The sequence below is a fragment of the Amycolatopsis sp. WQ 127309 genome (assembly GCF_023023025.1).
GTDB lineage: Bacteria > Actinomycetota > Actinomycetes > Mycobacteriales > Pseudonocardiaceae > Amycolatopsis.
Genome location: NZ_CP095481.1, coordinates 8,719,958 through 8,732,450, shown reverse-complemented (window position 1 = coordinate 8,732,450; position 12,493 = coordinate 8,719,958). Strand labels below are relative to the sequence as shown.

Genomic DNA, 12,493 nt, shown 5'->3' with positions numbered 1-12,493 from the left:
AGCAGGAGACATGACCGACACGAAGGAATGGACGTTCCCGGCCTCGTTCGGGCAGGAGCGGATCTGGCTGTCGAACCAGCTCGACCCCGCCTCGCCGGTGTACAACCTGCCGTGCCAGGTGCGGCAGGACCTGCCGCTCACCGAGTCGCAGTGGCGGGCCGCGATCGGCGTGATCGTCGGCCGGCACGAGGCACTGCGCACCGCGTTCCGGATGGCAGACGGCGCGCTCGTCCAGGTCGTGCACGAGCACGTGCCGATCGAGCCGGAGGTGCACGACCTGCGTGACCTCCCGGCCGACGCGCGGGAGGCGCGTGCGGCCGAGCTGGCCCAGGCGATCGCCCGCCGCCCGATCCCCCTGGACGCCGCGCCGCCGTGGCGGGCCCAGCTGTGCCGCCTGGCCGACACCGACTGGCTGCTCACCTTCGTCGTGCACCACACGGTGTTCGATGCCGGATCCGTGCCGGTGCTGTCGAGCGAGCTGAACGAGGCCTGCGACGCCGTCGCCGAGGGGCGGCTGCCGAAGCTGCCCGACCTCGCCATCCAGTACCCGGACTACTCGGCGTGGCAGCGCGGCCAGCTGCCGCTGGTGCGCGCCCAGCTGGAGTACTGGCGCGAGCGGCTGGCCGGGCTCCCGCCCGTGCACAGCCTGCCCACCGACCGGCCGCGGCCCGCCGAGTTCGGGTTCGCCGGCGACCAGGTCGACTTCGACCTGCCCGACGGCCTGCTCGAGAAGGCCGGCATGGTCGGCCGCGAGCTGTCGGCGTCACCGTTCATGGTGCTGCTGGCCGGGTACACCGCGCTGCTGTCCCGGCTGTCCGGCCAGGACGACGTCGTCGTCGGGGTGCCGGTCGCCGGGCGCGACCTGCCGGAGCTGGCGCCGCTGATCGGGATGTTCGTCAACCAGCTGGCCATCCGCGTCGACCTCGGTGGTGACCCGTCGTTCGCCGACCTGGTCGGCCGGGTCCGTACGGCGGTGCTGGACGCGATCGAGCACGGCCGGGTGCCGTTCCAGCTGGTCGCGGACGCGGTCCGCCCGGAGCGTGACCCGGCGGTACAGGCGCTCTACCAGATCGGCTTCAACTTCATCCCCGACTCGGGCATCGAGCCGGTCCGCTACGCCACGGCCAAGGACGACGTCGCGATCGACCTCACCGCGGTCGACGGCCGCCTGCTCTACCGCACCGACCTGTTCGACCGGGCCACGGCCGAGTCCATGGTGGCCCGGTTCCTGGGCCTGCTCTCGGCAGCGGTCGAGGACCCCGCGACGCCGGTGGCGGATCTCCCGCTGCTTTCGGACGCCGAGCGCGCCCAGGTGCTGGAGTGGAGTGGAACGTCCACTTCGGACGCTCCGCTGGTCGTCACCCGCTTCGAGGAGCAGGTGACGCAGACCCCGGACGCGGTGGCGGTCGACCTGGGCGGCGTGCGCCTGACGTACGCCGAGCTGAACGAGCGGGCCAACCGCGTCGCGCACCGCCTCGGCGCCGGTGGTGTGGTCGGCGTGTGCGCGCCGAACTCGGCCGACCTGGTCGTGGGCATCGTGGGTGCGCTGAAGAGCGGCGCCGCCTACGTCCCGCTCGACCCGGCCAACCCGGCCCCGCGGCAGGCTCTGGTCCTGGCCGACGCCGGGGCCCGCGTGGTGCTCACCAGCGGCGTCACCCTCGACGCCGAGACCCTGGACCTGAGCGACCCGGCGGTGTGGGCGGACTCGTCCACGGAGAACCCACCCGCGCCGGACGGCATCGCCTACGTCATCTACACGTCCGGCTCGACCGGCCGTCCCAAGGGCGTCGAGGTCGGGCACCGCGCCCTGGCCACCTACCTGGCCTGGGCACGCGAGGCGTACCCGAGCCTGAGCGGCCGGGCGCTGCTGCACACGTCGGCGTCGTTCGACCTGACCGTGACGACGCTGCTCGGCCCGCTCACCGCCGGTGGGTCCATTGTGGACTCCGGGCGGCCGGACTTCGTCAAGGCGACGCCGACGCACCTCGCCGTGCTGCCGGAGGAGTCGTACCCCACCGGTGACCTGGTCCTCGGCGGCGAGGCGCTGATGGGCGAGGTCGTGCGGCAGTTCGCCGCGACCGTCACCAACGAGTACGGGCCGACCGAGGCCACTGTCGGCTGCGTCGCCCACCGGCTCGACGGTCCGGTCGACGGCCCGGTGCCGATCGGCCGCCCGATCCCCGGCACCCGCGTCTACGTCCTCGACGACCGGCTGCGGCCGGTCCCGCCGGGTGTCGCGGGCCGGCTCCACCTGGCTGGTGCCCAGCTCGCCGACGGCTACCTCGGCCTGCCCGAGCTGACCGCGGAACGCTTCCCCGACGGCCCGTTCGGCCGGATGTACAACACCGGCGACCTCGCCCGCTGGCGCCGCGACGGCACCCTCGAGTACCTCGGCCGCACCGACGACCAGGTCAAGCTGCGCGGCTACCGCATCGAGCCCGGCGAAGTCGAAACCGCGCTCCGGGAACTGCCGGACGTCCGGGACGCGGCCGTCGCCGTCCGCGAAGGCACCCTCGTCGGGTACGTCGTCGGCACTGCCGAAGGCGCAGCGGACACACTCCGCAAGAGCCTGCCGGAGTACCTGGTGCCCACGCTGTTCGTCACGCTGGACGCCCTGCCGGTCGCGGCCAGCGGCAAGCTCGACCGCGCCGCGCTGCCCGATCCCCAGCTCGGCGCGGAGACGGAGTACGTCGCCCCGAGCACCGCGGCCGAGGAACTGGTCGCCGAGGTGCTCGGTGAACTCCTGGGCGTCGAGAAGCTCGGTGTGCACGACGACTTCTTCGCCCACGGCGGTAACTCCCTCCTGGCCATCCGCGCGATGGCCCGGATCCGCAAGCAGGTCGGCGTCGAACTGCCGGTGCGCGGGCTCTTCTCGTTCACCACGGTGGCGGGGCTCGCGGCCGAGGTCCAGCGGCGGCTGGAAGAAGACCTCGACCAGCTCAGCGACGAAGAGGTCCAGGCCCAGCTGGCCGAAAGCGAGCAGGCGTGACGACGATCGACGAGACCGGCAGCGCCGCCGCGCGCCGGGCCCTGCTGGAACGACGGCTGCGCCGGCGCGCCGAACCGGCCGCGACCATCACCCCGCGCCCGGACGGCGACCCCGTCCCGCTGTCCTACCAGCAGGAACGCGTCTGGTTCATGGAGCAGTTCGCGCCCGGGACCACGTCGTACAACATCCCGGTCCCGATCCGCCTCACCGGCCGCGTCGATCAGCGGCAGCTGCAGGCCGCCCTCGACGCCCTCCCGGTCCGGCACGAGTCGCTGCGGATGCGGTTCCCGGCGGGGGAGGACGGGCAGCCATCCGTCCGCCTCGAACCGGTCGCCACCGTGCCGCTGTCCTTGGTGGACGCCGGTGACGAGGAAGCCGCGCGGGCCGCAGTCGACGCCGCCGCGGCCGAGCCGTTCGACCTGGTCGACGGCCCGCTGCTGCGCGCCACCCTCGTCCGGATCGCCGACGACGAGCACCTCCTCGCCGTCTGCACGCACCACATCGTCGGCGACGGCTGGTCGGTCGACCTGCTGCTGCGCGACCTCGCCGCGCACTACCACGGCACCGCCGCCGGCCTGCCCGCGCTGACCATCGGCTACGGCGACTTCGCGCACTGGCAACGCCGGACGCTCACCGGCACCGAACTCGACCGGCAGCTGGACCACTGGCAGGACACCCTCCGCGGCGTCGAACCCCTGGAGCTGCCGACGGACCGGCCGCGCCCGGCGACCCAGACGTTCGACGGTGCCATCCACGAGTTCTTCGTCGAGCAGGACCTCGCCCGGGCGCTCGGCGAGCTGAGCCGCGAACACGGCGTCACGCTCTTCATGACGCTCCTCGCGGCTTACCAGCTGCTGCTGTCGCGGTACTCCGGGCAAGAGGACTTCGCCGTCGGGTCGTCGTCGGCCGGGCGCGGGCTGCCCGAGCTGGAAGGTGTCGTCGGCATGTTCATCAACATGCTGCCGCTGCGCGCCCAGCTGGCCGGCGACCCGAGCTTCACCGAGCTGCTGGACCGGACCCGACGGCACGTGCTCGACGCGTTCGACCACGCCGACGTCCCCTTCGAACGCCTGGTCAACGCCCTGGGCGTACCCCGGGACGTCAGCCGCTCGCCGGTGTTCCAGGCGATGTTCGCGCTGCAGAACTACGAGATGGGCCGGATGGCCGCGGCGGGTGAGTCCGAAGTGGACTTCCGCTGGCTGCCGATGGACCTGCCCGCCACCCGGTTCGACTTCGAGTTCCACGCGATCGAGATCGAGTCCGGCCTGATCGGCAAGTTCATCCACAACACCGCGCTGTTCGACGCGGTGACCGTCGCCGGGATGGCCGACCGCCTGGTGACGCTGCTGCGCTCGATCGTCGCCGACCCGACGCGGGCGGTGTCCGAACTGGACCTCCTGGGCGACCAGCGGGACCTGGTGCTGAACCGCTGGAACGACACGGCGGGGGAGATCCCGCCGGGCACGCTCCACGGCCTGGTCGAGGCCCAGGTCGCCCGCACCCCGGACGCGCCCGCGCTGACGTTCCGCGGCGAGTCCCTGTCCTACCGGGAACTGGACGCCCGCGCCAACCGCGTCGCGCACCGCCTGCGTGAGCTGAGTGTCGGCCCGGGCACGCTGGTCGGCGTCTTCGCGAACCGATCGTTCGAACTGGTCACCGGCCTGCTGGGGGTGCTGAAGGCGGGCGGCGCGTACGTCCCGCTGGATCCGGAGTACCCGGCCGACCGGCTCGCGTTCATGCTCGACGACGCGGCCGCGCCGGTGGTCCTCACCCAGGCCGCGCTGCGCGACACCCTGCCGCCGGGCGACGCGACCGTCGTCGTCCTCGACGACCTGACCGGGCCCGAGTCCACACTGGACACCCCGGCCGGGCCGGACGATCCGGCGTACGTCATCTACACCTCGGGCTCCACCGGACGGCCGAAGGGCGTGCCGAACGGCCACCGCGGCATCGTCAACCGCCTCGACTGGATGCACCGCGCCTACGGCCTCGACGGCACGGACGCGGTCCTGCAGAAGACCCCGGCGAGCTTCGACGTCTCCGTGTGGGAGTTCTTCTGGCCGCTCAGCACCGGCGCCCGGCTGGTGCTGGCCGAGCCGGGCGGCCACAAGGACGCGGCCTACCTGCGTGACCTGCTGGTCTCCGAGCGGATCACCACGGCCCACTTCGTACCGTCGATGCTGACCCTGTTCCTCGCGGAGCCGGAGATCGACTCGGTGACGTCGTTGCGCCGCGTGGTCTGCAGCGGTGAGGAACTGCCCCTGGTCACGGCCCGGGAGTTCACCACCCGGCTGCCGCACTGCGAACTCCACAACCTCTACGGCCCGACCGAGGCCGCGATCGACGTCACGGCGTGGCACTGCACGCCCGAGGCGCTGGCCGACGTCGCGTCGGTGCCCATCGGCGCACCGATCCGCAACCTGCGGATCTACGTCCTGGACCAGCGCGGAAACCCGTGCCCGGTCGGCGTCCCCGGCGAGCTGCACATCGCGGGTGTCGGCTTGGCGCTCGGCTACCACAACCGGCCCGAGCTGACGGCCGAGAAGTTCGTCCCGGACCCGTTCCACAGTGGACGGATGTACCGCACCGGCGACCTAGCCCACTGGCGCCCGGACGGCACGATCGCCTTCCTCGGCCGCATCGACCACCAGGTCAAGCTCCGCGGCCTGCGCATCGAACTGGGCGAGATCGAGACGGCGTTGCGTGAGCAGGACGGCGTCCGCGACGCGGTGGTGCTCGTCCGCGAGGACACCCCGGGCGACAAGCGCCTGGTCGGGTACGTCGTCGGTGACGCGGACGCCGGGGCGCTGCGGACGGCGTTGAAGCTCACCCTGCCGGACTACATGGTCCCACCGTCGTTCGTCACCCTCGACGAACTTCCGTTGACCCCCAACGGGAAGCTCGACCGCAAGGCCCTGCCCGCACCGGTCGCGAGCCGCGACGCGAGCACGGAACTCGTCGCCCCGTCGACGCCCCTGGAGATCCTCCTCGCGGACATCTGGCGCGACGTCCTCAAGGTGGACGAGCTGGGCGTCGACGACGACTTCTTCGACCTCGGCGGCCACTCGATGCTCGCCACCCAGGTGGTCGCGCGGATCGCGAAGGCCGGGCACCAAGCGGGTGTGATGGACCTGTTCCAGCACCGGACCATCCGGGAGCTGGCGGCGTTCCTCGACGGCGATCGCGACGACTCCGGGCACCTGCTCTACGAGCTGACCAAGCCGGTGAAACAGCGGACGCTCACCTACGTGTGCTTCCCGTACGGCGGCGGCAGCGCGATCGTCTACCAGCCCCTCGCCGACGCGCTGCCCGCCGGCTATTCGCTGTACTCGGTGGCGATCCCGGGTCACGACGTCGGCCTGGCCGAGGAAGCCGTGCCATTCGACGAACTGGTCGAGCGGCTGGCCGACGAGGTCCTCGAGCGCATCGACGGCCCGCTGGCCATCTACGGCCACTGCGGCGTCGGCAACGCGCTCGCCGTCGGCGTCGCCCGCCGGCTGGAGGAACGCGGCCGCGAGCTTGAAGTAGTCCACATCGGCGCGATCTTCCCGTTCGCGCGGATCAAGGGCGCGGTCGGCACCCTGCGCACGAAGCTGGAGAAGCTGCGCAGCAACCGGTACTACGCGGACTGGCTCAAGGGCATGGGCGTCGACACCGAGGAGCTCGACCCGGACCAGGCCGACCGGATCATCAGCAACATGCGCGCCGACAGCCGCGCCGCCGAGGAGTACTTCAGCGGCCTGCTCGACGCCCGCGTCGCCAAGCTGCGCGCCCCGATCATCGCGGTCGTCGGCTCGGAGGACCCGGTCACCGACTACTACGCCGAGCGCTACCGCGAGTGGGAGTTCCTCACCGACCGCACCGCGCTGGTCGTGCTGGACCAGGCCGGGCACTTCTTCCTCCGCTACCGCGCGGACGAGCTGGCCGAGATCATCACCCGCGTCCACCCCGCGCTGGACGACCCGGGCGAGCTGCACGTCGCGAAGCGGGGCGAGGACGCGGGCTGGGCGGTGCACGACACGCACACGGCCGACGTGGACGAGAAGCCCGTGGTGCCACCGAGCATGGCCCGGTTCGTCACGGTCACCATCGGCCAGCTGGTCTCCTCGACCGGTTCGGCGCTGACGTCGTTCGCGGTGCCGATCTGGCTCTACACCCGCACCGGCTCGGTCACCGACCTCGGCCTCCTCTGGGCGCTGGCCCTGATGTGCGGGGTGCTGATCCTGCCGGTGGCCGGCGCCCTGGTCGACCGCGGCGACCGCCGGAAGATCATGATCGCGGCCAGCGCGATCGCCGGGCTCATCCAGCTCGCGCTCGCCTTGTTGCTGGTCGCGGACAACCTGCAGCTCTGGTTCATCTACGTGCTGATCCCGCTCGGGTCGGTCGCGGGGTCGCTGCAGCGGATCGCCTACCAGTCGTCGGTCGCCCAGCTCGTGCCCAAGCAGTACCTCGGGCACGCGATGGGCCTCGCGCAGCTGTCCAACGGCTTCGCCCAGCTGCTCATGCCGGTGATCGCCGCCGGCCTGCTGGCCGCGATCCAGCTGTCCGGAATTCTGGTCCTCGACATGGTGAGCTACGCCTTCGCCATCGTCAGCCTGCTGTTCGTCCGGTTCCCCGACCTGCTCGGCTGGCGCCCGCGCGAACCGCTGCTGACGGCGATCGCCGGCGGGCTGAAGTACTCGTGGAACCACCGCGGCTTCCGCACCATGCTGCTGTACTTCGCGCTGGCCAACGTCTTCCTGGCGCCCGCGCTGGTGCTCGTCTCGCCGCTGGTGCTCTCGTTCGGCACGGTCACCGACGTCGCCCAGGTCGCGCTGGCCGAGGCGGTCGGCGCCGTGGCCGGCGGCATCGGGATGGCGCTGTGGGGCGGGCCCCGCAAGCGGCGGATGGTCGGCGTGCTCGTCGGCAACGTCGGCATCGCGCTCGGCTGCCTGGTGATGGGCCTGCGCCCGTCGCTGATCGTCGTCGCCGCCGGGGTGTTCCTGCTGGCCGCGGCGATGGCCGTGTCGCAGGGCATCTACGCGACGCTCGTGCAGGTCAAGGTGCCGCAGCGCTACCACGGCCGGGTGTTCGCGATCAACCAGACGATCACCTGGTCCACCCTGCCGATCGGCTTCGCCGTGCTGGCGCCGCTGGCCGTCGGCTGGTTCTCGCCGCTGCTGGCTCCCGGCGGCGCTCTCACCGGGTCGGTCGGCTCGATCCTCGGCACCGGGGAAGGCCGCGGGGTCGGGCTCGTCTACGTCGTCTACGCGCTGATCCTGCTGCTGATCAACGTCGGCGGGTTCGCCGTCAAGCTGCTGCGCCGGTTCGACACCGAGGTGCCGGACTCGCTGCCGGACGACCTGGTCGGCGCGCAGGTGCGCGAGCGGAAGCTCGCGGGGAAGGAGGCGGCGTGAGCGTCGTGGTGCTGATCAGGGAGGCGCGCGGGCACTGGGTCGGCGAGGTCGCCGCCGCGGTGCACGCGGCCGGCCACCGCGCGGTCCTGCTCGCCCCGCCGGTGGACGCGGCGGAGCGGACGTCGCTCGCCGCGCTGGTGGACGACGTCGTGGCCGTGGACGACGTCTACGACGCCGAAGCCGTCGCCGCGAAGATCCGCGAGATCACGTCCGCGCCCGCGGCGGTGCTCACCGGTTCCGACGGTGCCATCGAGAGCACCGCCCGGGTCGCCGAGCTGCTCGGCGTCGCACGCGGCCCGGCGTCGGCGTTCACCCGGTGCGCCAGCAAGTACGCCGTCCGGGAAGCCCTCGCGGCGGCCGGGCTGCCCGGACCGGGGTTCGCGCTGATCTCGTCGGCCACGGAGGCCGCTGACGTGGCCTCGCAGGTGGGCCTTCCGGCGATCGTCAAGCCGGTCAACGGCGCGGGCAGCAACCTCGTGCGCACGGTGTCCACAGTGGACGAACTGGCGGCGGCGTACGAGCTGCTGGCGTTGCGGCTGCCCGAGTCCGCCGATCCGCGCTACCACCGCCCGCTGGGCGCGCTGGACCCGGCGAAGACGTTCCTCGTGGAAGGGTTCCTGCGCGGCCCCGAGTACGCGGTCGACGTGCTGATCCGCGACGGCGTCCCCGAGCCGGTCGAGATCCTCGACAAGCCGCTGATCGACGAGCGCAAGTTCGAGCTGGTCCTGTCCTGCCCGCCCGCCGGGCTCACCGACGAGCGGGCCGCGCTGGTCACGTCGGCCGCCTCGGCCGCGGTGACAGCGCTGGGCCTGGACAACACGGTCGCGCACGTCGAGATCATCGACGACGAGCGGCGCGGCCCGACGATCGTCGAGGTCAACGCCGGCCGCCCGGCGGGCTCGATCATGCCGCTGCTGGCCAAGCTGCGGACCGGGATCGACGTCTTCGCCGAGCTGACCGCCCTGGCGCTGGGTGCGCCGCCGCCCGCGCGGGAACCGGCGAAACTGCCGATCCCGCTGGGGATGCTGATCCTCTACGCCACCGGTTCCGGCACGCTGACCGGCATCGGCGGGCTCGACGAGGTCGCCGCGCTGCCCGAGGTCGTCGACGTCGTCACCACGGTCTCACCCGGCCAGGTGCTGACCGACGAGCAGGAGACGTACGCGGTGAACCTGGTCGTCGCCGGGTTCGCCGACCACGAAGACCTCGTCGCCCTGCACGCCGAGGCGAGCGAGCTGATCCGGCTGGAGGTCTCGTGAAGACCGCGTTCGTCGTCCGCGAGACCCGCGGGCACTGGATCCAGGACGTCGTCGCGGCCGTGCGCCGGGAGGGCTTCCGGGCCGAGCTGGTCACCGAGGCCCTGGATGACGCCGAGCGCGCCGAGCTGACGGCGATCGTCGACGGTTTCGTGGTCGTCGACGACGTCCGGGACGCGGCGGCGGTCGCCGACGCGATCCGGGCGCGCGACCCCGAACCCGGGGGAGTGCTCACCGCCGCGGAAGGGATCATCGCGAGCACCGCCCGGGTGGCCGAGCTGCTCGGCGTCGCCCGCTGCCCGGCCGACGTCTTCGTCGTGGCGCACAACAAGTTCGCCGTCCGGAAGGCCCTGGCCGAAGCGGGGTTGCCCGGCCCGCCGTGCGCGTTGTTCGCCGACCCGGCCGACGCCGCGAAGATCGCCGAAACGGTCGGGCTCCCGGCGATCGTCAAGCCGGTCAACGGCGCGGCCAGCACCCTGGTCCGCACGGTGTCCACAGTGGACGAGCTGGCCGCGGCCCACGACCTGCTCGCGACCCGGCTCCCGCGGTCGCCGGACGCGCGTTACCACCGGACCCTGCCCGGCTCGATCGACCCGCTGCGGGTGTTCCTGGTCGAAGGCCTGCTCGAAGGCCCCGAATACGCGGTGGACGTGCTGATCCGCGACGGCGTCGCGGAGGCCGTCGGGATCGTGGGCAAGCCGCTGATCGACGAGCGCAAGTTCGAGCTGGGCATGGTCTGCCCGCCGCTCGACCTGCCCGAAGAGCGCGCGGCGGCGATCCGGTCGGCGGTGCTCGACGCCGTCCGCGCGCTGGGCCTCGACAACACCTGCGCGCACGTCGAGATCATCGACGACGAGCGGCGCGGCCCGACCGTCGTCGAGGTGAACGCCGGCCGCCCGGCCGGCGGCGCGCAACCCGCCCTGCTCAAGCTGGCCACCGGCATCGACGTCACCGCCGAGGCCGTCTCGCTCGCCCTCGGCACCCCGCCGCCCCCGCGCGGGCGCGGCCTGCCGGTGCCGGTGGGCTACCTGGTCGTCTACGCCGACGGCGCCGGTCGGCTGGTGCGCGTCACCGGCACCGACGACGTCGCCGCCCTGCCCGAGGTCCTCGAGGTCGTCACCATCGTCTCGCCCGGCCAGGTGCTCAGCGGCGACCAGGAGGTCTACGCCGTCAACATCATCGCCGCCGGGTTCGCCGACGCTGCGGACCTGGCCGCGCTGCACGCCGAGGCCACCAAGCTGATCCGCATCGAACTGGAGGAGTCATGACCGCCGATCTCGCGGCGCCGCTGGGGCAGCTCGAAGGCAACGAGCACACCCGCATCGCCGTCCACCAGGTCCCCGACCTCGCGTGGGTCGAAGCGCACCTGCCGCAGTTGCAGGCCCACCTGCGGGACCACGGCGCGATCCTGCTGCGCGGCCTGCCGGTCGACCTCGACCTGTTCAACCGGGTCACCGAGACGATCGGCGGCGCGCTGCTCACCTACACCGAGCGCTCGACGCCGCGTTCGGCGGTCGCCGGGAACATCTACACCTCGACGGAGTACCCGCCCGCCGAGTCGATTCCGATGCACAACGAGAACTCCTACTCGGCGCACTGGCCGGCCCGGCTGTTCTTCCTGTGCGACACCCCGGCCGCGACCGGCGGCGCGACGCCGATCGCGGACAGCCGGGCGATGTTCCGCTTGCTGCCCCAGGACCTCCGCGACCGGTTCTCCGGCGGCGTGGCCTACACCCGGGCGTTCCGCGAGGGCCTCGGGCTCACCTGGCAGGAGGCGTTCCAGACCGACGACCGCGCGGTCGTCGAGGAGTACTGCGCCCGCAACGGCCAGACCCTCGAATGGACCGACGAAGGCCTGCGCACCCGGCACGTCCGGCCGTCCTTTGTGGACGAGCCGCACACGGGTGAGACCGTGTGGTTCAACCAGGCCAACCTCTTCCACGTCTCCAGCCTCGGCGAGGAGGTCAGCGAGGCGCTGCTGGAGCTGTACCCGGAGGCCGACCTGCCGCGCAACGCCTACTTCGCCGACGGCAGCCCGATCCCGATCACCGACCTGGAGAAGATCCGCGAGGTCTACGCCGAGGTGAGCTACGCGTTCCCGTGGCAGGCCGGCGACGTGATGGTGGTCAACAACATGCTGGCGGCCCACGGCCGCGAGCCGTTCACCGGCAAGCGCCGCATCCTCGTCGCGATGACCGGATGACCGAGGCGGTGGTGGTCCTGCTCGCCCACCCCCGGCCGGGCAGCTTCAACCACGCGCTCGCCGACCGGGTGCGGGCCGCGCTGGCCGCGGCCGGGCGGCCGGTGCGGTTCCACGACCTGTACGCCGAAGGCTTCAACCCCGTGCTCACCGCGGAGGAGGCCTACACCAGCGGCACCCACGCCGAGGACTTCCTCGCCTCGGAGCCGGATCCGCTGGTCCGGCGGCACCGCGAGGAACTGCGCGACGCCGCCGGGCTCGTCGCGATTCACCCGAACTGGTGGGGTAAACCACCGGCGATCCTGAGCGGCTGGCTCGACCGGATCCTGGTCCCCGGCGTGGCCTACCGGCTCGACGACGCGGGCGGCGCCCCCGAGTCGTTGCTCGCCTTGGAGCACCTGTTCGTCGTCAACACCTCCGACACCCCCGAGGACCGCGAGCGGACCCTGTTCGGCGACCCGCTCGACGCCATCTGGCGCCGCTGCCTCGCGCCCTACCTCGGCGCACCGGCGGTCACCCGGCTGGTGCTGCGGGTGGTCGCGGACGCCGGCGCGGACCGGCGAACCGGGTGGCTGGACGACGTCGAAGGCGAAGTCACGCGGCTGTTCGGTGGTCGCTGACCGGTTCCGGCCAATTCCGGTGAAGACCTTGA

6 protein-coding genes are annotated in these 12,493 nt (G+C 72.5%); all 6 read left to right on the top strand.

From position 1 onward, the window contains the following. The first annotated feature begins 10 nt into the window (after nucleotides 1-10). The 6 genes from MUY22_RS38470 to MUY22_RS38445 are packed head-to-tail and all read left to right on the top strand — an operon-like array spanning nucleotide 11 to nucleotide 12,461. Nucleotides 11-2,989 (top strand): amino acid adenylation domain-containing protein, encoded by a 2,979-nt coding sequence (locus tag MUY22_RS38470; RefSeq protein ID WP_247052092.1) that lies wholly within the window; start codon nucleotides 11-13, stop codon nucleotides 2,987-2,989. Continuing rightward, a complete protein-coding gene (locus MUY22_RS38465; RefSeq protein WP_247052091.1) occupies nucleotides 2,986-8,385 on the top strand; it encodes a non-ribosomal peptide synthetase/MFS transporter in 5,400 nt (1,799 codons plus the stop codon). The genes MUY22_RS38470 and MUY22_RS38465 overlap by 4 nt, the downstream gene beginning before the upstream one ends. Beyond that, entirely contained in the window at nucleotides 8,382-9,644 is a 1,263-nt protein-coding gene (locus tag MUY22_RS38460) for an ATP-grasp domain-containing protein (RefSeq protein ID WP_247052090.1), read from the top strand. The genes MUY22_RS38465 and MUY22_RS38460 overlap by 4 nt, the downstream gene beginning before the upstream one ends. Further along, nucleotides 9,641-10,909, top strand: a complete 1,269-nt coding sequence (locus tag MUY22_RS38455; protein ID WP_247052089.1) for an ATP-grasp domain-containing protein — start codon at nucleotides 9,641-9,643, stop codon at nucleotides 10,907-10,909. Before MUY22_RS38460 ends, MUY22_RS38455 begins: the two co-directional genes overlap by 4 nt. Next, a complete protein-coding gene (locus MUY22_RS38450) occupies nucleotides 10,906-11,844 on the top strand; it encodes a TauD/TfdA family dioxygenase (RefSeq protein WP_247052088.1) in 939 nt (312 codons plus the stop codon). The genes MUY22_RS38455 and MUY22_RS38450 overlap by 4 nt, the downstream gene beginning before the upstream one ends. Next, a complete protein-coding gene (locus MUY22_RS38445; RefSeq protein WP_247052087.1) occupies nucleotides 11,841-12,461 on the top strand; it encodes an NAD(P)H-dependent oxidoreductase in 621 nt (206 codons plus the stop codon). The genes MUY22_RS38450 and MUY22_RS38445 overlap by 4 nt, the downstream gene beginning before the upstream one ends. The last annotated feature ends 32 nt before the right edge of the window (nucleotides 12,462-12,493 follow it).